Genomic DNA, 23,165 nt, shown 5'->3' with positions numbered 1-23,165 from the left:
AATGTTATGTCTCCAGATTTTTACCCAAAAAACATGAAAAACTTCATCAAAATTCTAATTTTAAGCCTTTTCACTATTCCCACTTTGGCACAACAAGCCTCCGAAATAGACCCAAAATCTGTGAAATTGCCACGATATGCCGACTTGATCGCTATTCAAGCAGCAATTCCAACAGGTCAGCAAGGCATGATGGTTTATAATATGGCCACGGCTTCCAATTGGTATTATAATGGATCCAGTTGGACCAATACTTCCGGTAGTCTAGCACTGCCGTTTTCTCAAAACTTTAACGGCTCCTCTGATATTTTTTATATTGGAAATATAGGAACCTCAGGAAGCGTAGCTGCCTTTGAATCTGGTATAGCCTCAAACCCAGACCCCGTAATAAGAGGCAACAATTGGGGAAGTGGTGCAACCATCTCCTCACAGAGCAGTGGTTTGGGTAGTTCAGGGATTTTTTATATTCAAAACACAAGCAATAATGCAGCAGCTCTATCTGCCCAAACTAATGGAAACGGTGATGCCATTGAATCAATAAATGGTGGAAAAGGGAAAGCAGGATTTTTTAGGATTCCCGTAAGCTCAAACGGACAAACATCTTTGGAGAGTGAGACCTACGGTGCGGGAGTAGCTTTAAAGTCCACAACCTATGGCGATGGTAGTGCTGGTCTTTTTACAATATCAAATAATTTGAGTGGAGCGGAAGCATTGAATGCAACAACCAACGGTTTGGGAAGGGCTGGGAATTTTTCGATTGTTAATAGTTCAAATACAAGCAATGCTGTTTTCTCAAGGTCAAATGGATCGGGTGTAAGTTTAAAAAGTGAAAATGTAGGTACAGGTGCAGCCGGTGAATTCACTATTCCTGGTCTTGGGAATAGCAGTGCCTCATTGATAGTTAACAACTTTGGAACTGGCATTGGTGGCGTATTTGGAATTTATAATGCTAACAGCAATAGTAATACTATTCATTCAACTACGAATGGAGTTGGTTCGGCGGGTTATTTTCAAACTACCAAATCTACAAATACAACTCCCAGTTTGAGGTCTTATTCAAATAATCAGGGTGCGGCTATTTTAGGTCAGAATACGGGAGTTGGAACTGCTGCCAGCTTTGTTATCAACAATCCATCGAGCAGTTCGGACGCAGTTAGTGTTCAAACCAACGGCACAGGCAGAGGTCTAACCATAGTGAATAACTCAGTTTCATCTTCAGCTTTACTTGCGGTCAACCTAACAAATTTAGGAACGGCCTTAGAGGTCACAGGCGGCATAAAAGTAGCAGGCACAAACAAAGCAGCTTTTAAGATTGTAACTATATCTACTTACATTTCTGGTAATTCATTCGGTATCGTAAATACTACCATGGCTAATCGTTCAACTGACATCTTGATAGTAACTTATGAATATACTGGTGGTTCTTATCTTAACAAACAATTCGCTACTTATTGGAATGGAAGCAACTGGGAAATTCATCTCACTGACAATACAGCCATGCCCGTAGGCATCACTTTCAATATTTTAGTTATCAAGCAGTGACTCATACGCCATAAAACAATCATCACCCATGAAAAAACTAACAGCTCTCACCCTCATACTAGCTCTATCAGTCTTTGGCATCAGATGCAAAAAATCAGATGGAGACGTAATTCCTGAAGAAAAGAGCATTACAATAGGCCAAAACAGGCTTTTCGAACCAGACCAAGGAACGGTTTCTAATGTAGTGAAACAGGCCAATACGGCAGAGGTACCATTGGAAACAATGACTGAGAGTTTCGAAAGTTTTGATAAAGCCACGGGTCAAATGACATTTAAAAGTGGAGCAAGTGAACTAAAGTCATTAAAAACAGGATCAGTCGTTTTGTTTACGGGGCATTCACTCAAGAAAATAAGTAATGTCACAGAATCAGGTGGAAAAATAATAGTGAAAACCACTGCTGCCAAGTTTGTGGATTATTATAAATCGGCAAAGATTGATTACAAAACAGCTTTTCAATGGAATAGTTCGGTGCTAAGCTCTTCTATAATAGACATCAACAATGAAAAAGGTGCCAGAGTCAAACACATTGAAGGTACACAAGAATGGACTTACAAAGGCGAAATAAGCGGTTGGGAGGTAGAATTAGCTCTTGCACCTGAATCTTCGGGTGATAACCGAAAACTCGGACTGAATCTGAAAGCCAAAAAGGGTAATTTGGGTGCAATTGAATTCAAAGGTTTCATTTCAAACTTCAATATAGAGAGCCAGATTAATGTAGAAAATAGCCGCTTAAATACCTACTCTGAAAGTCATAATGACATCAATGGGGAAATAGAAGCGAAATATGCTTTTTTATCTATGTCAAATGCCGATGCAGCTTTCGAAATTCCCATAAATTTTATGCGTGTGATGGTGGTTCACGGAGTTATTCCAGTGACTTACAGAATCAAATGTGTTTTGAAAGTTTATCCTGAAATTTCGGCCAACAGCACTTGCCAAGCCAACCTGAAACTCGCCTATTCTGGCACAAATGGCTTTTCCTATGAAAACAATAGTCTGACTCCAAGAGCAACTATGGCCAATTTTAATCCCTCAATTATTGGAGAAACAGGTTCGGCCTCAACAGGAATTGTTGGGGTGGGGGTTGGTCTAGAGTTTCCAAGGTTCGAAATTGGAATTTTTGACACAGTAGTAGTTCCGTATTTCTTGACAAATACAAGTGTTGTAAGTTATTTCGAAAGCGGTTTGCCTTTTATGCCTGGCCCATGCAACAGCACCAGAATTACCTTAAAAGCAGAAGCTGGTTATAATTTCAGTTTCTTGGGACTTACGACCTCAGGCTCTTTGAAACTTTTCGAAAAAATGCAGGAATATAAAACACCCGGATCGAAATGTCCTGCAGCAAATATTCCTTTTTTAGAGAATACGCTAGCTTTGAAGCATTTCTAGGTTTTAATGAATTAGAGAAAGACACAAGGGTGAAAGAACTGTCTTTGCGTTTTTTTTCAAATACTCGTTAAGAATTTAACAAAGTAGGTAATGAGTTAGTCAAAATAGCTCAAATATACTTTTTCCACCTAAAATACACCCATAAACCTACCGCTAGAACAAACATGCCTATTAAAGTATAGAAATATCCGTTTGGTTCTTTGAGCTCTGGCATGTGTTCGAAATTCATACCGTAAATACCCACAATGAACGTTAAAGGCATAAAAATAGCTGTAAAAACCGTGAGGGTTTTCATGACGGAGTTCATACGGTTACTCAACTGTGAATGATAGTTGACCAAAAGGTTCTCAATTTCGTCTTTAAAGGTTTCTATGGCTTCGAGATTTTCTAGCACATGGTCCAGCACATCTTTCAGGTACACTTTGGTTTCCTGGTGAATGAGGCTATTGTCATCTCTAATCAACTGATTTATAATCTCTTTCAAAGGGAAAAGTGCCTTTCTAAGTGCGTTTATTTCCCTTTTTATATAAAACAACTGATTCTGATGAGCCGAGTGTGCATTAGATAGTATTTGGTCGCTGAGTTCTTCAAGTTTCTCTTCGGTTTCGTTCAAAACCACAAAATAATTATCTACCGCAATATCTATAAATGAGTAAAAAAGATAGTCCAATTTGCTCTTTTTAGTTTTGCTGTTTTCTCTGTCCATTCTAAGCAAAATGGGCTTAAATATGTTGTGGTGGTCTAATTCCTGAAAACTGATGGCAAAGTCCTCGTCTAAAACAATTGAAACATGCTCTGTTTCTATTTCCGAAGTCTCTTTGTTTCTGAACGGAATTTTTAAGACCAAAAACAACTGATTGTTTTTTTCGTAATGATCGAGTTTGGCTTTTTGGGTAGTGTTCAAAATATCCTCCATCATCAAGGGATGCAGACCAAAAATCTTGCTTACTTTTTCGATGTTTTCTTTGTTATGAATACCCTCAATGTCTATCCAGTGGTTCATTTTGGCATCCAAAAGCCCCTTTATTTCCTCTATTGCAGGATTTTGTGTTATCAAAACTCCCTCCACACTGTAGTCCACAATAGTGATGGTAGATTCTCCCTCAATGGGTTTTCCTATGTACTTGGCCGTCCCTGCCGACGAAAAAACTTCGTGCTTTGGTGTTTTGGGCCTGTTTTTTGGTTTTACTTTTCCCATAAAATTGTCATCATTTGTTTTCCAAGAAGAAAGCCGACTGGAAATTTACAAAAAATACCTCACTTATTCCTCTTGTTATGGCCGTGTAAAGCCATCGCACTATTTCTATGTCTATTTCTTCGTTTGGCAAATATATTTGATCTATAAAGACTGCGTTCCATTGGCCGCCCTGTGCTTTATGACAAGTGAGAGCGTAGGCAAACTTCACCTGCAAGGCACTCATGTACTTGTCTTCTTTTATCATTTTGCTCTTCTCCCGTCTCGATTTCACCCAAAAATAATCCTTGGCTACACTTTCATACAGTTTTTTGTTTTCTTCCTGGGTCAAACTGGGCGAATTTGAATACAAAGTGTCCAGAATTATCAAGGATTCAAAAGTAGGTTCATCGGGATAATCTAACAGCTGAAGCGTGACATTTTGAAACCGAAAACCGTGCATTTCTTCTTCTCGCCCTATTCGCCTAACTATCGCAAACTCGCCATTAGCCACAAAACCAGCCTCAGAATCATCGCCCAAAACAGTATAATTGTTTTTCACTACCATTAATATATCTCCATTGTCGAGTTCCGTGTCTGAGTAGTTTATTTGGTTTCTAATCAGTCGGTTATATTGTACCGCATTGCGGTTCGAGCGTGTCAGCACAATGGTGTTTTCAGGACCATATTTGTCATAAGCGTACCTGATACCGTCTTCCAGTTTTTCGCCCGTCATCTTAAAAATATCCTTGAATCCCCTTGTTATAAGTTGTATTTCTGGTTTTTCAAGGCCCAATTGGTCTCTTAAAAGGGTTGCATTGGTCAATATTCCAGAGTTAGCCTCCTGCCGCATTACATCTCTGAGAGTGGTGGTGTAGACTTTGGTATAATAAAAGTCCTGAATATGAGCCACATCCAAAGCCGGACTGAGCGGCATAGAAACAGGAGGAAGCTGAGCTTCATCGCCTATGAGCATCAGCTTGTTTTCTGTACCACTAAACACAAAATTTACCAAATCGTGTAGCAGGCCATTGCTGCCAAATTCTCTCGTGTCGGCTATCATTGAGGCCTCATCGACAATGTAAATCGTGCCTTCGTCTTTGTTTTGCTGTAGTTCAAAAACCAAATTTCCGGAGTTGGCGTCTTCTTTCTGTTTATATATTTTGCGGTGAATGGTTTGTGCTTTTCCGCCAGTGTAGTTGGCCATTACCTTGGCTGCTCGTCCTGTTGGTGCAAGCAGAGCGTATTTCCAGCCGTGGCTGGGTAAACTTTTTATAAACGAACCCAAAATCGTCGTTTTACCCGTACCCGCAAAACCCTTCAATACAAAGGCTGTCCTCTCGTCATCGTCGGCAATGAATTTTTCTAGCAAGCTAAAAAGCTCCGCTTGACCCGGAGTGGGAGAGTGTCGGAAGTTTTCAGCAAGTAATTCAGAGAAGGACAATATTTTAGCCATTTTAAGAAAATAAAAAAAGCCTAACGAGTAGGCTTTTTGGAGAATAATATCAATAACAATTTATGCCATGTGCTTGATATTTAGGAAGTAAAGCACACAGAATATAATACCTACAAAGGCAATCATTCCGCTGCCTATAAAGCCCAAAAAACCGTCGTAAATTACCAATGGTGCTATTATGGCCACCAAAGTACCTGCTACATAAATAAAAAATCCTTTTTTGTTCAAGCCCCACATCAACACAGCTCCTAGCAATGTTAGAATATTGGCAATACCACTAGCTATGGCACCATTTTTAATTTTTACCTCAGAAATATCGTTCGATACAGAGTCCATAATTTTATTGACCATTTCAGCTGATTTTTCGTCTTCCGCTTGTTCTTCTATTTGATCTTTGGCGTTTTCCATAGCTTCTTGTGTTAGTCCAGAAGCCATATCGGCAGCAGAGTAATTGGTAATAGCACTGTAAATTCCAAATGCACTGCCCAAGAAAGTCAAAACGCAAAGGACAGTAAGAAATGTAGGCCTAATGTTTTCCATAAGTAGAAGAGGGTTTAATTTTAAAATTTAAATTTAGACATAAGTTTATTAACGACCAAACGATTTTATTTTTCAATAATATATGATTTCACATTGCAGAACTCATGCAATCCATACACGCCAAGCTCGCGACCATATCCCGACTGATTTATACCCCCAAATGGCATAGAGGCATCGGATTTTACCATAGAATTGAGATAAACATTGCCAGCATTAAATTTTTGCAAAAGCATTTCACCGTGTTCTAAATTCTGAGTCCAAAGGCTCGCTCCAAGACCAAAACTGGTCTCATTGGCTATTTCTATAGCTTCCTCTGCGTCTTTGGCTTTGATAATACAGGCCACAGGTCCGAACAATTCCTCGGTAAATGAATGGCTCAACTCTCTACTGATTTCTAAAAGAGTGGGGGCTAAAAAACAACCGTTTCTTATTCCAGAAATCGTCTTTTTTGCTCCTTTGTTTACCAAAAAAGTTATTTGATTCTCAATTTTTTGGGCTAAATCGAGCCTTGCTATCGGCCCGAAGTCGGTTTCGGTTTCAAAAGGGTCACCGACTTTAAGTTTGTTTATTTTCTCTGAAACATTCATCGCGAATTCTTCATAAACCTCTTCAACCACAATCCATCTTTTGGCCGCTATACAAGTCTGACCGGCATTCTGAAAGCGAGATTTTACAGCAAAAGTACTGGCATTTTCAATATTGGCATCAGCCAAAACCACAAAAGGATCAGATCCGCCGAGTTCAAGAACAGACTTTTTGAGATACTTTCCAGCCAAACTCGCCAATGACGAACCAGCTAAATTGCTTCCAGTCAGAGTCACACCTTTCACAAACGGATCTGCCACGATAGATTCTATTTTGTCAATGTCAACAAAAAGATTTTGAAAAATACCCTTCTCAAATCCTGCCGCTGTAAAGAGATTTTCCAATTTCGTGGCCGACATAAATACATTCGGAGCATGTTTCAGCAAAACCACATTTCCAGCTAAAATAGTAGGAATGGCAAATCTAAGTGCTTGCCAATAAGGGAAATTCCACGGCATAACGGCTAATATACCCCCTTGTGGTTCAAATTTATAATAGGCCTTGTGGGCATAATTATTTATCTCGACACACTTGAGTTGTTCCTCCGCTATTTGACAGTAGTATTTCGCCGTAACGGCACATTTTTCTATTTCGGCAGTGGCCGACTTCAGCGTTTTGCCCATTTCTAGGCTTATTTCTTTTGCCAGTTCTACTTTTCTAGTCTCCAAAATATTAGCCAAGCTCAGAATCAAGGCTATTCTTTCTTTAATATCTGTTTTTTCCCATCGGCTGTAAGTCTCTTCTCCTAGTCTAATCTTCGAAAAATAATCAAAATCTTCCTCAAAACTCGCTAAAATTTCCCCATTTGCAGGATTTACACTATTAAATATCATTCAACATATCTTTTAAAGTCACATTGTCGTACACTGATAAATTGGCATCTCTGATGCGTGCCATTATGGGTCTTATTCTGCATTTTTCTTCATTGCTGCAGTCGTCACATTTGCCATAAAAATTCAAGGAAACACAAAGAACTGGAGCAATGGGCCCATCAATAATTCTGATGACTTTCGAGAGTGTAACTTCTTCTGGAGGAATTCTTAACAAATAACCACCACCTTTCCCTTTCTGGCTTTGGAGTATTCCGTTGTTCCGAAGTTCAAGTAGAATCGCCTCCAAAAACTTCTTAGGAATGTTTTCTTTTTCTGATATTTCGCTTATTAGCAATGGTTTATGAGCTTCGTACCCATCGGCAAGTCTGGTGAGAGCTTTTAGTGCGTATTTGGCTTTTTTAGAAATCATAGGGTTGATGTTTTAGCAAATTTAGTTTTGATTCTATACCAAACAAAATCATTTTGAGATTTGAGAGGAATAAAACAGCTTATTATTGGTAAATTTGCACAAAATTTAGATAATGAGTAAAGTTATAAAATTATTTCCACCTTTAATAGAAGCCATCGAAAAGGCTTTGGTTGAGATTTTTGTAGAGAACCGGAAAGCCGATAAGGCAATTTCTGGAATATTAAAGTCAAATCCGAAATGGGGATCAAGAGATAGGGGATTTATTGCCGAAAATACCTACGATATAGTCAGAAACTGGCGACTGATAAATTATTGTTATGGCAAGGATGATGTCAACAATAAACTGACAGGAACTTATAGGGAATTAATAGGTATATGGTTGATTTTCAAAGGTTATGATTTGTCAAGTAGTACGCTTTTTGGTAAAATTGACATAGAAAAAATAAACGAAAGAAGGGCCGAAGCAGAAAAAGACCGAAGAATAAAATATTCGGTAGCAGACTGGATGGATGAAAAAATTTCGGAAGAAATAGGAGAGGCTTGGCCAGCAGAATTAGAAGCACTGAGCAATCAGGCCGAAGTCTTTTTAAGGGTAAATACCACCAAAATATCGAAAGAGGATTTGATAAAACTTTTGAATGAGAAGGAAGTGGAAGTCTCTGAGGTTGAAGGTGTTGATTCGGCTCTTTTGTTAAAAAAACGCATGAATGTATTCTCTTTGGAGGAGTTCAGAAAAGGTTTTTTTGAAGTTCAAGACGCTGGTAGTCAGATGATTTCGGAGTTATTGGATATTCAGCCCGAACAAAGAGTAATAGATGCGTGTGCTGGAGCAGGTGGCAAAACGCTACACATGGCCAATATCATGAAAAACAAAGGCAGAATCATTGCTCTTGATGTGGAAGAACACAAATTGGTAGAACTCAAAAGTAGAGCCAAGAGAAACGGCTTGAGTAACATAGAGCCTAAGTTAATAGAGTCAAAAACTATCAAACGTTTAAGAGATACCGCAGACAGACTTTTGCTCGATGTTCCATGCTCGGGTTTGGGGGTTTTAAAGCGAAATCCAGATGCAAAATGGAAACTAAAACTAGAGTTTTTAGAGGAAATCAAGCAAGTGCAAGCCACTATTCTACAAGATTATTCTAAGATTTTGAAATCTGGAGGAAAAATGGTGTACGCAACTTGTTCTATTCTCCCGTCTGAAAACGAAAAACAGGTGGAGAAGTTTTTGGCCAACAATCCGGACTATTTTCTAATAAAAGAGAATAAGGTTTCTCCGGCCAAAGATGGTTTTGATGGTTTTTATATGGCTTTGATTGGGCGTAGTTGATTGGTTTATTGGTAGACTGGTTATTGGTAGACTGGTTATTGGTTTATTGGTTGTTTGTTTGACGATGTTTTCCGATGACTGAGCTGAGCCGAAGTCAGAGACCACTGAAATGTTTATCGATGACGGAGCGGAGCCGAAGTCAGAGGTTACAGAAAACGCCGAACGATGACTGAGCGGAGCCGAAGTCTAAGTTTTCTATCAAAAAAAAGTTTTTAAATCGTTTAAGAAATAGTATTAGGGCCATACTCATGAAAGTATTGATAGTTGACGAAATGCACGAGTCTATAGTCCACATGCCCGAGGAATTGGGCCTGGAAGTGGATTATTTTCCGAATATTGCTTTGTCAGAAGTTTTAGAAAAAGTAGCTGATTATGAAGGTCTTATTATTAGAAGCAAGTTTTTTATTGACGAGGATTTCCTGCAAAACGCACCAAAACTAAAGTTCATTGGTAGGGCAGGAGCAGGTTTGGATTTGATTGATATTGATGCTTGCAAAAAACGCAATATTGAAATTTTCGCTGCCAATGAAGGGAATCGAATTGCAGTTGCTGAGCATTTGATTGGTATGCTGTTGAGCCTTTTCAACAAAATAGAAAAATCTCACCTAGAGATTAAGCAAGGCCTATGGAAAAGAGAAGAAAATAGAGGAGAGGAATTATTTGGAAAGACCGTTGGTATAATAGGTTTTGGTAATAACGGTGAAGCAACAGCCTCTCGTTTGGTAGCGTTTGGTTGTAAAATATTGGCTTACGATAAATATAGATATGGATTTGGAAATCAATATGTTACCGAATCTACACTGGAGGAAATATTTAGAGAAGCCGACATCCTAAGTTTGCATATTCCTCTCACAACCGAAACCAACAAAATGGTGGATAAAGCTTTTTTTGAGAAGTTTTCAAAGAACATTTACTTTTGCAACGTGGCTAGAGGAGAATTGGTCGTTCAAGACGATTTGGTAGATGCCCTAAAAACTGGAAAAGTAAAAGGAGCTTGCTTGGATGTTCTAGAAAATGAGAAAATTAATAAACTTTCAGAATCTCAACAAGTGAGTTTTGACTATCTAAAAAATCACCCAAATGTTATCATCACACCGCACATCGCAGGCTGGACTTTCGAATCTTACAATAGGATTAATACGGTCCTGAAAGATAAGATTGCTAGGTTTTTGGGGTTGTAGGGAAGAGGTTTTGGTTTGCCAATATTACAGAATTTTAATAGAATTCTAAATGTTGGATTTTTCAAAAATGTTTGAAAAAAGTAATTAAAAGGTATTTTGCTTCACTGAGTTTGCAGGCTGTTGTTTTTTGTCTAATCAGTTTCATAAAATAATGGCATATGATCACTTAGCTTAAGCCAGTCGTCGGCTTGTCCAATTTCAAATTTCTTTATCCCACCAGTGAATTTTGATCCACCAAAAATATAGTCAATATGATAAGGTCTTGATAGGTTCTTTTGAAAATACAAAGTTGGATTAGATTCTTTACCATGTTGTTCACCAGTCAACTTATGGTAGATGCTTTCAATTCCAAATTCTTTTAACTCGTTTACCACATCTGAATGATTCCACCATCTATCCCATTCGTCCCAAATAGCATTGCTGTTAAAATCTCCTGCGATTAAAGCTCCATTTAGTTTGTTTTTATTTACTTGTAAATATTTCCAAAGTTGACCTATGTAACCAAAATTTGGTGAATTGTTTCTATGAGTCCAAACGGCTAGTAGGTCAAAGTCATTGTTTATTTTACAAGGTAAAAAGTATTTTACGGAATGATTATTAAAATTATTTGTCCAATTTAATTCTTCAAGTTTGGTTTCCGGATTTGCAAAAACACCAAGCCCTTTATTTTTTGTATCACCAATCCAAAGATAATTATTGGCCCAAGCAAGATATTTACTATGTTTAGCCTCTAGGGGGTTTTCACATTCCTGAATAATATAAATATCTGCTTGATAGTGCAAAAGACAATCAAATTTCTTCCTGAATGCACCATTACAATTCCAAGTTACTATTTTCAATCTCTTTTTAATTTACGTTGTGGCAATAATATTGTTTATTTAAATCCTAAACTTTAAATCTCCTTAACCATCACAAAATCATTCATCAGATATCCATTTCCTATTTCTATATCTTCTGAGTAGGCAATTTTGAACCCGAGTTTTTCGTAGAAAAATCTCGCTTTGTTTTGTCTATTTACGTTTAATAAAATACACTCGTTTCTTTTATTAATCGCTTGTCTTTCAGTTTCTTCTATTAATATTTTCCCTAGGCCTTTTCCTTGTGCGGCAGGACTAATGTATATTTTATGAATCTTTGTTTGAGGCTGATTGTCATAGTTGGTTTCAAAGGATATAAAAGCCAAATCAAGCTCCTCATCTTTGATGATTAAAAAAGTCTGAGATTCGTTCATTTGCTTCTCCAAAACCTCCAAATTGTACATCAAATCCAGCATGTAATCAATCTGAGACTGCTCCAAAATATCGCCATAAGCACTCGGCCAGGTGTCAAAAGCAATCTTCTGAATGCTCGGAATGTCTTTTGTTTGTGCTTTTCTAATTTCCATGGTATTGAAAATAAGTATTTTACGGAATATCTAAATATTTGTGTGTCTGAATACTCATTCGCCATTTTGGGTTTTCTTTGATATAGTCTACTATCAAAGGCATCATTTGCTCACGTTTGTCCCACTCGGGTTGTAAGTACAAAATACAATCTTCGTTAACTCTCTCAGCGTGTTTTTCTGCAAAATCAAAGTCAGATTTATTGAAAACAATGATTTTCAGTTCATGAGCGGTCTTATAAAATTCTGGCAAGGGTTCTTTGAATTTTTTAGGCGAAAAACATATCCAATCCCAACTTCCCGACAAAGGGTGAGCTCCAGAAGTTTCAATATTTGTTTTGAAATTTTCACTTTGTAAAACAGCCGTTAAATTATCTAGATTATACATCAAAGGTTCTCCGCCAGTTATCACTACCAATTTTCCGCTATTGGCCTTGGCGTTCTGCAACAGCTCATTTACAGCTACTTTCGGGTGAGCATTTGCATCCCAAGAGTCTTTCACATCACACCACACACAGCCAACATCACAACCACCAAGCCTGATAAAGTAAGCGGCCTTACCACTGTGAAAACCTTCCCCTTGTAAGGTATAAAAAGCCTCCATTATGGGTAGCTTTTCCGATAAATCTATTTTAATTTCTTGCATTTCATTACAAAATTAAACAGAAAATTAGTGTTTAGTGTTATCTACTGTAAGCAATTTTGTTTTTCACGCTCACAAAAGAATTTTTCGAATTACTTTTGCATAAAAAAAGCATTTTCATGGCCTATATTCCTCTTTATTGTCCTTCATTGACCTCGTATTCTCGAAGAATAACCAACCAAATCAAAATTGGCGATTTGGGCCTCGGTTCGGACTTTCCAATAAGAGTTCAGTCTATGACCACTGTGGATACCATGGATACGCAAGGCTCTATTGACCAATGTATTAGAATGATAGAGAGCGGCTGTGAAATAGTAAGAATCACTGCCCCAAGTGTCAAAGAAGCTCAAAATCTGGAGAACATAAAAAAAGGATTGAGATTGGCCGGGTACACCACTCCTCTAGTGGCTGATATTCACTTTACACCCAACGCTGCTGAACTGGCCGCTAGAATTGTTGAAAAAGTGAGGGTAAATCCTGGCAATTATGCCGATAAAAAGCGATTCGAGGTCATTGATTATTCTGACGCTTCGTACGCTCTTGAATTAGAAAGAATTAGAGAGCGATTTTTGCCTTTGGTAAAAATCTGTAAAGAATATGGTACAGCCATGCGAATTGGCACCAATCATGGCTCGCTATCAGATAGAATTTTAAGCCGATACGGTGACACACCTGCTGGAATGGTGGAATCTGCTTTGGAGTTCCTCAAGATTTGTGAAGACGAAAACTACTTCAATGTGGTGATTTCTATGAAATCGTCGAACCCGCAAGTGATGGTTCATGCCTATAGACTTTTGGCCAAAAGGTTAGAGGACGAACAAATGAAGCCCTATCCGTTACATCTTGGCGTAACAGAAGCAGGAGAAGGAGAGGATGGTCGAATTAAATCTTCTATGGGAATTGGGACACTTTTGGAAGATGGATTGGGAGATACCGTGAGGGTAAGTCTTACAGAAGATCCTGAATTTGAGTCGCCAGTTGCTCGTAAACTTATTGACAGATATTTGCCTAATCCGAGTAATTTTGAATTAAAATCTATCGAAACGACCAATTTTGAACCTTTTTCTTACAAAAAAAGAAAATCGATTGAGGTAACAAATATTGGCTCTCAAAATGTCCCTCGTGTCATTGCTGACTTCTCGAATAGAGAAAAAATAGAAATTGAAGATTTGAAAAGTATTGGTCATTTCTATTTACCGCTACCCGATAAATGGAAAATGAATGACTTGGGTGTAGATTTTGTCTATTCCGGCAAAAAGCCAATCACGTTTATGCTTCCAAACGGTCTGAAAGAAATTTTAGATTTTGATATTTGGAAAACCTCAGAAGATAAGACGCATACTTTTCCCTTGATAAGCAAAACAGAATTTCTGACAAATGTTGATTTCTCGGAAAGTTTAAACTTTTTGAATATTTCAACAGAAGAGCTTGATGAAAGTATTTTCGAAAAGATAAAATCCAACGAAAAAGTATCAATAATTTTAAGTTCAAAAAGGTCAAATGCCTATGTGGACTTTAGAAAAGTTTTATTAGACTTTGATAACAAAGGAATTAAAAATCCTGTTATTTTTAGAAAAAAATATGATGCATTGAGTCTTGAGGAGATTCAATTACATGCAGCAACAGATATAGGCGGAGCATTTTTAGATGGATTTGGTGATGGAATAATGCTGTCAGTAACAGAGCATCCAAAGGAAATCAACAGCCTTGCGTTTGGAATTTTGCAAGCCGCCAGAACAAGAATTTCAAAAACAGAATACATCTCGTGTCCGTCCTGCGGTCGTACACTTTTTGATCTTCAAGAAACCACTGCCTTGATCAGAAAAAGAACAGACCACTTAAAGGGAGTGAAGATTGGTATAATGGGCTGTATAGTAAATGGCCCTGGCGAAATGGCAGACGCGGATTATGGCTATGTTGGTATTGGTAAAGATAAAATTTCACTTTACCGTGGGCAGGAGGTAGTAAAGCGATCTGTTGCTTCACAAAATGCTGTAGATGAGTTAATTAACTTAATAAAAGAAGACGGTAACTGGAACGAACCAGAAACAATAGAAGAATAAAATGGGAAGATTACAAGAAATGCTCAAAGTTGGGCCAGTTTTTAGTTATTTTGGTAGGGTTTTTAAGAAAGATAAGGACGGAAAATATCCGGCTAGCACCAATCTGAAAATGATGCACGGAATCAATAAAATTTCTATAGTATTGTTTCTGATAGCAGTTATTGTTATGATTATTCGAGCTTTTACAAGAGAATGAATATAGAGGAAATCAGAGATTTTTGCCTAAACTTCAAAGGTGTTACGGAAGAAATGCCTTTCGGGCCTGAAACTGTGGTATTCAAAGTGATGGGTAAAATGTTTCTGCTTTTACCTTTGGATGTTGAGGATGTGCGAATTACCATAAAAAACACACCTGAAAGAAATATAGAACTCAGGGGTGACTATCCCAACATAATGGGTGCTTTTCACATGAACAAAACGCATTGGAACAATTTTATTATTGAATTCAGCACGAAAAGAAATCTCGTTAAGCTACTGATTACCGAGTCCTATGATTTGGTAGTTAAGGGATTGACCAAGAAACTTCAATTGGAGCTGTCCTCGTTGTAACCAAGAAGTAAAAATCCTATGGAATACCTTTTTGTTTACGGAACATTGATGAGAAAATACATCAACAATCCGTTGAGCTTGCTTTTGGAAAAAAACACAAAGTTTGTTGGAGAGGCTTTTACCTACGGAAAACTATTTTTGGTCGATTATTACCCTGCCTTAATACACAATCCTGTGTCAGAAAATCATAAAGTCTTCGGAGAAATCGTTAGTTTTAAAAGTGGTTCAGTATTCCTTAATGACATAGATGAATACGAAGATTTTAATCCAAATAATATGAGTAACTCTCTATATATTAGGGATTTGAAAAATTGTTTCCTGCTTGACAATAATAAATCATTTAATTGTCACACTTATATTTACAACAAGAAAGTCGATAATTTAAAATTTTTAAATAATGGTCGATTTATTTTAAGTTAAATTAATTATTCTTTTAAATTTTTTCTAAAAAATGTATTTTTGCAAATTCATTTAGAACCTTAACATCAAATTCTATTTTTATTATGACTATTACCAAAAAGATAATTTTTTCAGTGGCGGTGGCAGTAGCTTTTTCTTCCTGTGTTTCTAAGAAGAAATTTGCTGGTTTGCAAACTGAACTGGCAGGTACAAAAGCCGATCTTGAGCGTCGTGGCGAGATGGTTAATGACTTTAAAAACAAGCTAGTAAGCTGCGAACAAGACAAGCAAAGAGCTGAGGACGCGGCCAAAGCAGCTCAAGCATCTAAAGAAGAGCAAATGAAAGATTTGCGTGCTCAAATTACTGATTTGCAGAAAGTTAGAGATACACAAATGCAACAAGTGGGTGGCCTGACGGTTTTAAACCAAACTGCCAGTGAGAACATTAACCGTACATTGGCACAATTAGAGAAAAAAGACAAATACATCGGCCTTTTACAAGCGGCCAAATCAAAAGCAGATTCTATGAATCTCGCCCTTGCGGTAAATCTGAAATCATCTCTTAACGAAGGCTTAGATGATACCGACATAGAGGTGAAGGTTGACAAGACTGTGGTAATGGTGAATCTTTCAGACAAAATGTTGTTTACGTCTGGAAGCTATAAAATTTCTCCGAAAGCATACACTGTTTTAGAGAAAGTAGCAAAAATGCTGATAGCCAGACCAGACCTAGAAATGATGGTAGAAGGATATACAGACAACGTAAAAATCAGCACAGATTGTATTGATGACAACTGGGATTTGAGTGTTAAAAGAGCTACAGCTGTAGTAAGAACTCTTCAAACAAAGTTTGGAGTAGACGCCAACAAGCTGATTGCGGCAGGTAGAGGTGAGTACGGTGCTTTGACATCTAACGACACCCCTGAAGGGCGTTCTATTAACAGAAGAACAAGAATTATTCTTATGCCAAAATTAGATCAATTTTATGATCTATTGAATCCGGATAACGTAAAATAATCAAAATAACATTGTTTAAAACAAAAAGCCGTTCTTGATACTTTCAAGGCGGCTTTTTCGGTATAATATGGCTGCGTTTCTAGTTCATCAGCTAAGTTTTTAAAAAAATGAAGCTCAATTAGGAACTATTTAAAACCAAAGAAATGTTTGTAAATTATAATCTAAAAAATAAGTAAATGGGAGCGAACGCAATAGAAGTAAATGATGCCAATTTTCAAGAATTGATAAAATCTGATAAGCCAGTTTTGGTTGATTTTTGGGCGGAATGGTGTGGGCCATGTAAAATGATCGGACCATCTGTGGAAGAACTGGCGGGTGAATATTTAGACAAGGCTATTGTTGGTAAAATGGATGTAGATGCCAATAGTGTTACACCTTCTAGCTTAGGCATTCGTTCAATCCCTACATTGATGATATTCAAAAACGGTGAAATGGTTGACAAAATAGTAGGTGCAGTGCCGAAACATGTTTTGGCTCAAAAGCTAGAGGCAGCACTTTAATTGAAAGATAATTTAAAAAAAAGACTTTAAGGTTTATATCTTAAAGTCTTTTTTAGTTTAAGACGATTTGTTCAACCAAATCCAGTTCTTTGTCAGAGATATTGAGTGGTGGCGAAATTCTCATGGCATTGTCGCAATACAAAAACCAATCGGTGATGAGTCCGTTTTCTATAAATCCATCAATGGTTCTTTTTAGAATTTCAAAATTTTCAAATTCAGCGGCCAGCATAAATCCTTTACCTCTTACCGATTTCACCAGAGGATGTTTCAAGAAAATCGATTTTATTCTTTCAGATTTCAGGTTTAATTCCTCATAGTTTATTTCGTCTTGAATTACCATGAGTGTTGCCAATGATGCGGCACAACTTACCGGATGTCCACCAAATGTAGTGATATGTCCTAAGATTGGATTGTCTTTCAGAACCGACATAATACGCTTCGGGGCCATAAATGCTCCAATGGGCATGCCGCCACCCATTCCTTTGGCAGAAAGCAAAATATCAGGAGCAAAGCCAAATTGCTCTAAAGTCCAAAATGAGCCTGTGCGTCCAAAACCCGTCTGTATTTCATCAAAAATCAAAAGACAACCTTTCTCATGGCATCTTTTGGCCAGCTTTTGCATAAAATCAAGTTCAGTTTCAATAATCCCACTTTCCGCTCCGATTGGTTCTATGATAACACAAGCCGTATTTTTTGTTATCAATTCTAAATTACTAAAATTATTCCTTTCAATTTTTTTTATGCCCGGTAGGAGTGGCCTGAAGCCTCTTTTGAAATGCTCTTCTCCCAAGGATAATGCTCCGTGCGTAGAACCATGATAGGAGTTTTTTATAGCTATGATCTCAGTCTTTTTGGTGTATCTTTTGGCCAATTTCAAGGCACCTTCAACAGCTTCGGTACCAGAGTTTGTAAAGTAAACGTTATCAATTTTTTCACCAGCCAAAGTATCGAATCCCACTAGAGTCTTTACTAGAGCAGAAGCAAGCTGAATTTGTGGACTTTGAATATATTCTCCATAAACCATCTGGTGCAGGTAGGAATCCACTTGATTTTTAATGGCTTGTGTAACTTTCGGATGTCGATGCCCAACATTGCTTACCGATATACCCGAAATAAGATCCAAATAAGCTTTGTGGTTTTTATCAAAAAGAAAACTTCCCTCAGCATAGGTAAATTCTAAAGCCAATGGAAAGTCTGACGTTTGAGCAAGATTGTTTAAGAATAATTGTCTGTTGTCCACTGATTATCAATTTGTTTCGAAAAAAGCACTACTTCCACCTACCCAGTCAAAGTTTTTGTTGTAATCCACACCTATCATTTTACCTCTACTCAATCGAGCCAAGTTTGTAATTAATTTAGGACTACTCGCATTTTCAGGCCAGATGTAAAGCATTCTTATTTCGCATTTTATACCATCACCATTCAGGTCTTTGATACAGGGCTCGTAGGCGATTTTTCTTTGAAGAAGATAGTTTTCTGGGTCTTTGATGTTGTCCAAGTCTTGTTTGGTAACATCAATTTTTACACCGGCTCCAGCAAAGGAAAACAACGGTTTTAATACATAGTTTTCCAAATCTTCGGGAGCTTTGTCGAATTCCGAAAGGTAGTTTGATTCGGGAATGTACTTGGACTTAAAAAATGGCAGACTGAATTTGGAAACTCTGTAGAACCAGTTTGGATGTGAAATCCACTTGGCAGAATGTGGCTCTTTTAGGTCAATATTGAGTTTTAAGTCTGGGTAGTTTCTGTCCAAGTCATCAAATATCAATCTATTGTAAATTCTCTCAATACTTATTTTCTTTCCATCTTGTTCGTAATACAAATCCTCACCAGATTTACGAAGTTTGGTCACACACACCGGTTCTATTCCCCAAAACTTCTTTGTCAAAGAAAAATCCAGCCTTGTTTTTTGTTTTTCTGGAAATACCTCAAGCAGAATTGTATTCTTTGGGTGGCTGCCATTTAAAAAAAACTGCTGCATTTCTTGCATGTAAGTCATGGTGTTCAGTCTATTAAAAAACTCGCTGTAACCTTTTTGTACGTTAAAATGCTTTTTATATTTACTCGAAAGATAGCTTTGATAGGCAAATAAAGACGGAAATCCTTGTAGTTCAATCAATTGTGGTTCAAACTCGCCTTCGGTATTTTTAGTAATCGCAAAATCTATTGCCAAACAATCCGGCCTGTGGTTTTCGTTTGGTACAAAATGTTCTGAGGGTATGGCTCTCTCAGTTTTTTCTTTGAAACCTTCTTTTTTTATTTCATCTATGATAGATCCGCAGGCACTTAGAATCTTTATTTTAAGCTCTTTACTTACAAATATTGGAGATTCTGCCACTCGAAACTCAAGTGTATTCGGAAATTCATTTTCTATTTCAGCCAACAAGGCTTGGTATTTTTCGGCTGAAAAAGAATTATTAAAATATTGTCTTGGCTCGTTTACCATAGTTTTAGTCTAGAATAATCTCAAATTTTTGTTGAAAAGCATGCTCTAAAAAATTCGGAAGTATAACCGATTCCGTTAGCATAATTTTGTCTGGATCTTCCAAATGTTCAATCATGCTGTGGTATTTTTTTTCACCAAAATTGGTTATGACGGCTTGCTTTTTCTCTTCGGTTTTAAAATATCGGTGCATACCTTCTGCATCGGCTTCTGGGTGAAACTGTGTTCCAACTATTTCAGGTGTAAATCTTATAGCCATTATTGCCCTTTCTAGTGGCACATGAGGTCTATTTTTTTCAAGACAAAGAATTTTCGCCCCGATCTCTTTGAATCTCTTTTTATTTGGTACAATGGCTTGAAAATCACGAGAATCCACCGCCCAAAACGGCTCTTCTAATCCAAAAAATATACTTTCGCGTAGTGCTGGCTCAAGTTTATGAATCGGCATAACACCAAATGATGTCGATTTTCTTTTGGTAATAATACCTAGGTCAAAATATTGATAGAGTAACTGAAACGAGTGGCAAATAGCAAAAAGCTGCTTTTTTATTTCTGACTTTTTGTTATATTCCAACAATGCCTCTATCAGTTGAAAATAGTTCGTTTCCCAATCAGAATTTTCAAGAATTGGGCTTCCTGGCCCACCTGTAGATATAAAAGCATCGAAATCAGCGACTGATGGTAAAGAAACTCCTTTTCTTACATTAAATATTGAATAGCTTGCTTCACTTATGCCCTTTGATTGAAGAAAATCCTCGACCAAAGTTTTTATACAACGCATCCCCTCGTTGGGTGCGTCGTCATACATATCCAATATGGCTATTTTAAAATCTGACATTCGATTGTTTGAAGATGACCGCAAATTTCGTCAAATTACTCTTAAAGTCCGAATTTTGTTTCATTTACTATATAATCTACCACCGCATTGAAGTCGTTTGTTTCTTCAAATACTTTCAGCTGCCTATCTGCTCCTGTACCATTTTTCAGTATTTCGTGCACATAATTCACCTCGTTTGTTGAACCCAACTCATCTGCAGTCTCTTTTATGAAATCTAAAAGTTCGTCAACTAGCTCATTATAAGGAACTTCGGCTTCTTTTCCGAAATCTATCAATTTTGAATTGATACCATATCTTCCAGCTCTCCACTTATTTTCGTTTATCAAATGCCTTGGATATGGTCTAAAGCTAAGATTTTGTTGCCTCAATTTATACAATTTGGCTATCAAAGCTTGCATAATGGCAGCTAAACAAATGGTTTCATCCACCCGCATGGGCACGTCACAGATTCGGAATTCTATGGTAGGAAAAAATGGATGTAGTCTCAAATCCCACCAAATTTTCTTTCCATTATCTATACAACCTGTTTTTATGAGCAAGTTGAGATAGGAGTCATATTCGGCAGCAGACTTAAAATGCTCTGGAATACCAGTACGAGGAAATTTATCAAAAACTTTGGCTCTATAAGAATGAAAACCAGTGTTTCTTCCGCACCAAAATGGCGAATTTACGGACAAGGCAAATATATGTGGTAAGAAATAGCGAGCTTGATTCATGATATTTATGGCGTCGTCGCGGTCTTCAATGCCCACATGCACATGCAAACCGAAAATCAGATTTCCTCTGGCCACATCTCGCATTTCGTCAATCAGCTTGTTGTATCTGTCGTCTTCGGTAATCAACTGATGCTGCCAATCAGAAAATGGATGAGTACCTGCAGCTGCTATGTGCAGATTCTGCTTTTGAGCCAAATCCAAAAGCATTTTTCGCAAATAAGTAACTTCTTCGCGTGCTTCTTGAATATTCTCACAAATATTTGTCCCGACTTCTACTACGGCCTGATGCATTTCTTGCTTTATTCGCTCTTGCAAAATAGTTTTTCCGCCTTCAACTATTTTTGACATGTGCGATTTTAGCTCTCTAGTTTCAGGGTCAATAGTTTGGAATTCTTCTTCGATTCCCAGCGTAAATAATCCCATTATTTTTTAGTTTTTTTTATGGTTTCCGTTTTTTTGGGTTTTGAATTTTCTACTGGTTCCATTGCAGAATCTCTTACAAAAGTTCCCCAGGTGCAGTTATTTTGCCCAAATACTTGAATTCCTGCTTTTTCTATGGCAAAATTCGCAGCATTTTCTACTACCCATTCGAAATTCTCTTGACCTACAGAATTTACATCTGCATCTGGTGCTGGGTTGCAGAAATCTATAGCATAAGGAATGCCGTCTCTTATAGCAAACTCTACGGTGTTAAAATCATAGCCTAGTGCTTGGTTTAGTTTTAAAACGTAGTCTGTAATGGTGGCCATCAGTTTTTTGTGTGCCTCTCCCTGCGTTTTGGGTTGGGTCGCATATCTCAAATGATGTGGATTTCGTGGTTCATAAGGCATTACATGCACATATTTTCCACCAATGCAATAGCATCTGTAATAATCAGTGAAAATAATTTCTTCCTGAAGCATCATAACCAATTGCCCAGTTTCGCCATGTTTATGCCAAAGATCGTCTGGGTTTTCCACCCTATAGACACTTTTCCAGCCACCCCCAGAGTGTGGTTTCATATATGCTGGAAACTTTACTTTGTCAAACATATATTGCCAATCCAATGGCATTTTCAGGTTTCTAAACGACTGGTCACCAGTATCATCTGGTCTTTCTTTCGATGGCAAAAGAACTGTGTTTGGTACCGGAACACCGAGTTTTACAGCTAAACAGTTGTTGAAATATTTTTCATCGGCACTAAACCAAAAAGGATTGTTGATTACCGCTGTACCACACAGTGCCGCATTTTTTAGAAAAGCCCTGTAAAATGGAACATCCTGGCTTATTCTGTCTATAATTACAGCATATTCCGATGCCACACCTTGTTCTGCTTTATCTATTAACACTGGCTCTGCTATAATTCCCCTCCCACCAGTTTTTTGATTTACCCTATCTATAAATGCCCACGGAAATGTGTTTTCCATTCCAAAAAGAATTCCTACTTTTTTCATATTGTTAATGATTAATTATTGCTGATAAATATTCTGGAAAGGCCTGATTCCAAAGAGGCCAATCGTGACTAGCCCATTTTTTTTCATCGTACCAATGGTTTACATTTTTATTGTTCAATATTTGAGAAAATCTAAAAGTCTCGTTTCTGCAAATATCCCAATCGGAAGTACCAAGAATTACTTTCATGTGGTCAAAAGTCCACGATTCGGCATTGGGAACAAAGTCCACAGGATTATTAAAGTACACGTTGTCATCAAAATATCCATCCATAAATGTTCTAATATCGTATGAGCCGCTCATTCCTATTACGAAATCCACCAAATCAGGCTTTTTAAATGCCAGATTCATTGCATGATAGGCCCCAAAGCTGCATCCTGCCAAACCAATCCTATGTACGCTGTTTTCTTTTTGTATCTCTGGGATAAGTTCATAGGCTAAAAAACGAGTGTAGAGCTCATAATTGTAGGCTCGGTCATGTGGCGAAATGTTTTTGCCATAAAATGTTTCAAAATCAATGCTGGCAATGTTATAGGTTTTTACTTTGCCTTCGTCTACAAAGTTGCCAATACTGCCTAAAAGACCCATGTCGCGGTTTTGATTAGCACTCCCCATGGAGGTAGGGAACATCAAAATTGGCTGACCCCAATGCCCAGTTACATACAGGTCGAGCGACTTTCCAATTATATGCGAATAAAAATGTATATGTCGTTCTTGCATTGTTTCTTAAATTTGTATTTTAGTTTGAA

At 37.6% G+C, this 23,165-nt stretch carries 24 protein-coding genes; 10 read left to right on the top strand and 14 right to left on the bottom strand.

What is annotated here, in order from left to right:
* The first annotated feature begins 33 nt into the window (after nt 1-33).
* On the top strand, nt 34-1,539 hold the full coding sequence (locus EGI26_RS07740) for a hypothetical protein (RefSeq protein ID WP_255077531.1): 1,506 nt from the start codon (nt 34-36) through the stop codon (nt 1,537-1,539).
* A gap of 28 nt (nt 1,540-1,567) precedes the next feature.
* Nucleotides 1,568-2,929: a hypothetical protein gene (locus EGI26_RS07735; protein WP_255077530.1), complete on the top strand. Its 1,362-nt coding sequence runs from the start codon at nt 1,568-1,570 to the stop codon at nt 2,927-2,929.
* 109 nt (nt 2,930-3,038) lie between these two features.
* On the opposite strand, the gene corA is transcribed toward EGI26_RS07735, so the two are convergent.
* From corA to EGI26_RS07710, 5 genes are all read right to left on the bottom strand, one after another.
* Nucleotides 3,039-4,127 (bottom strand): magnesium/cobalt transporter CorA, encoded by a 1,089-nt coding sequence (corA, locus tag EGI26_RS07730; RefSeq protein ID WP_255077528.1) that lies wholly within the window; start codon nt 4,125-4,127, stop codon nt 3,039-3,041.
* Between the two features lie 10 nt (nt 4,128-4,137).
* Entirely contained in the window at nt 4,138-5,559 is a 1,422-nt protein-coding gene (locus EGI26_RS07725; protein WP_255077523.1) for an ATP-dependent RecD-like DNA helicase, read from the bottom strand.
* 60 nt (nt 5,560-5,619) lie between these two features.
* Entirely contained in the window at nt 5,620-6,099 is a 480-nt protein-coding gene (locus EGI26_RS07720) for a hypothetical protein (protein WP_255077522.1), read from the bottom strand.
* A 65-nt stretch (nt 6,100-6,164) separates the two neighbouring features.
* Nucleotides 6,165-7,517 carry an aldehyde dehydrogenase family protein gene (locus tag EGI26_RS07715; RefSeq protein WP_255077521.1) on the bottom strand — a complete coding sequence of 451 codons (1,353 nt, stop codon included), beginning with the start codon at nt 7,515-7,517 and terminating at the stop codon, nt 6,165-6,167.
* A complete protein-coding gene (locus EGI26_RS07710; protein WP_255077519.1) occupies nt 7,507-7,926 on the bottom strand; it encodes an Rrf2 family transcriptional regulator in 420 nt (139 codons plus the stop codon). Before EGI26_RS07710 ends, EGI26_RS07715 begins: the two co-directional genes overlap by 11 nt.
* Before the next feature lie 112 nt (nt 7,927-8,038).
* Here EGI26_RS07710 and EGI26_RS07705 point away from each other — a divergent pair, with 112 nt between their 5' ends.
* Nucleotides 8,039-9,256: an RsmB/NOP family class I SAM-dependent RNA methyltransferase gene (locus tag EGI26_RS07705; protein WP_255077517.1), complete on the top strand. Its 1,218-nt coding sequence runs from the start codon at nt 8,039-8,041 to the stop codon at nt 9,254-9,256.
* Nucleotides 9,257-9,504: 248 nt separating this feature from the next.
* Entirely contained in the window at nt 9,505-10,437 is a 933-nt protein-coding gene (locus tag EGI26_RS07700; RefSeq protein ID WP_255077515.1) for an NAD(P)-dependent oxidoreductase, read from the top strand.
* 131 nt (nt 10,438-10,568) lie between these two features.
* Here EGI26_RS07700 and EGI26_RS07695 read toward each other — a convergent pair whose 3' ends face one another.
* The 3 genes from EGI26_RS07695 to EGI26_RS07685 are packed head-to-tail and all read right to left on the bottom strand — an operon-like array spanning nt 10,569 to nt 12,464.
* Nucleotides 10,569-11,276: an endonuclease/exonuclease/phosphatase family protein gene (locus EGI26_RS07695; RefSeq protein WP_255077511.1), complete on the bottom strand. Its 708-nt coding sequence runs from the start codon at nt 11,274-11,276 to the stop codon at nt 10,569-10,571.
* Nucleotides 11,277-11,329: 53 nt separating this feature from the next.
* Nucleotides 11,330-11,821: a GNAT family N-acetyltransferase gene (locus tag EGI26_RS07690; protein WP_255077510.1), complete on the bottom strand. Its 492-nt coding sequence runs from the start codon at nt 11,819-11,821 to the stop codon at nt 11,330-11,332.
* A gap of 19 nt (nt 11,822-11,840) precedes the next feature.
* On the bottom strand, nt 11,841-12,464 hold the full coding sequence (locus EGI26_RS07685; protein WP_255077509.1) for a 7-carboxy-7-deazaguanine synthase QueE: 624 nt from the start codon (nt 12,462-12,464) through the stop codon (nt 11,841-11,843).
* A gap of 116 nt (nt 12,465-12,580) precedes the next feature.
* On the opposite strand from EGI26_RS07685, the gene ispG reads away from it, so the two are divergent.
* The 6 genes from ispG (at nt 12,581) to trxA (ending at nt 16,988) form a co-directional block, all read left to right on the top strand.
* On the top strand, nt 12,581-14,524 hold the full coding sequence (gene ispG, locus EGI26_RS07680) for a (E)-4-hydroxy-3-methylbut-2-enyl-diphosphate synthase (protein ID WP_255077507.1): 1,944 nt from the start codon (nt 12,581-12,583) through the stop codon (nt 14,522-14,524).
* A gap of 1 nt (nt 14,525) precedes the next feature.
* Nucleotides 14,526-14,720 (top strand): DUF6728 family protein, encoded by a 195-nt coding sequence (locus EGI26_RS07675; protein WP_255077506.1) that lies wholly within the window; start codon nt 14,526-14,528, stop codon nt 14,718-14,720.
* Complete coding sequence (locus tag EGI26_RS07670) at nt 14,717-15,073, top strand: MmcQ/YjbR family DNA-binding protein (RefSeq protein ID WP_255077504.1); 357 nt, start codon at nt 14,717-14,719, stop codon at nt 15,071-15,073. Before EGI26_RS07675 ends, EGI26_RS07670 begins: the two co-directional genes overlap by 4 nt.
* 18 nt (nt 15,074-15,091) lie before the next feature.
* On the top strand, nt 15,092-15,493 hold the full coding sequence (locus tag EGI26_RS07665) for a gamma-glutamylcyclotransferase (protein ID WP_255077503.1): 402 nt from the start codon (nt 15,092-15,094) through the stop codon (nt 15,491-15,493).
* 83 nt (nt 15,494-15,576) lie between these two features.
* A complete protein-coding gene (locus EGI26_RS07660; RefSeq protein ID WP_255077502.1) occupies nt 15,577-16,488 on the top strand; it encodes an OmpA family protein in 912 nt (303 codons plus the stop codon).
* Between the two features lie 176 nt (nt 16,489-16,664).
* Nucleotides 16,665-16,988: a thioredoxin gene (gene trxA / locus EGI26_RS07655; protein ID WP_255077500.1), complete on the top strand. Its 324-nt coding sequence runs from the start codon at nt 16,665-16,667 to the stop codon at nt 16,986-16,988.
* A gap of 52 nt (nt 16,989-17,040) precedes the next feature.
* On the opposite strand, the gene EGI26_RS07650 is transcribed toward trxA, so the two are convergent.
* The 6 genes from EGI26_RS07650 to EGI26_RS07625 are packed head-to-tail and all read right to left on the bottom strand — an operon-like array spanning nt 17,041 to nt 23,136.
* Nucleotides 17,041-18,228, bottom strand: coding sequence for an aspartate aminotransferase family protein (locus EGI26_RS07650; RefSeq protein ID WP_255077498.1), 1,188 nt, complete (start codon nt 18,226-18,228; stop codon nt 17,041-17,043).
* Nucleotides 18,229-18,234: 6 nt separating this feature from the next.
* Nucleotides 18,235-19,434: a hypothetical protein gene (locus EGI26_RS07645; protein ID WP_255077497.1), complete on the bottom strand. Its 1,200-nt coding sequence runs from the start codon at nt 19,432-19,434 to the stop codon at nt 18,235-18,237.
* Between the two features lie 4 nt (nt 19,435-19,438).
* On the bottom strand, nt 19,439-20,269 hold the full coding sequence (locus EGI26_RS07640) for a type 1 glutamine amidotransferase (protein ID WP_255077496.1): 831 nt from the start codon (nt 20,267-20,269) through the stop codon (nt 19,439-19,441).
* A gap of 41 nt (nt 20,270-20,310) precedes the next feature.
* Entirely contained in the window at nt 20,311-21,408 is a 1,098-nt protein-coding gene (locus tag EGI26_RS07635) for a carboxylate-amine ligase (protein WP_255077495.1), read from the bottom strand.
* Entirely contained in the window at nt 21,408-22,418 is a 1,011-nt protein-coding gene (locus EGI26_RS07630) for a RimK family alpha-L-glutamate ligase (protein ID WP_255077494.1), read from the bottom strand. Before EGI26_RS07630 ends, EGI26_RS07635 begins: the two co-directional genes overlap by 1 nt.
* Before the next feature lie 4 nt (nt 22,419-22,422).
* On the bottom strand, nt 22,423-23,136 hold the full coding sequence (locus EGI26_RS07625) for an alpha/beta hydrolase-fold protein (protein WP_255077493.1): 714 nt from the start codon (nt 23,134-23,136) through the stop codon (nt 22,423-22,425).
* Nucleotides 23,137-23,165 lie beyond the last annotated feature (29 nt).

Source organism: Lacihabitans sp. CCS-44, assembly GCF_024343735.1.
Lineage (GTDB): Bacteria > Bacteroidota > Bacteroidia > Cytophagales > Spirosomataceae > Leadbetterella.
The sequence above is the reverse complement of the archived record's forward strand: the minus strand, read 5'-3'. Positions and strand labels throughout refer to the sequence as shown.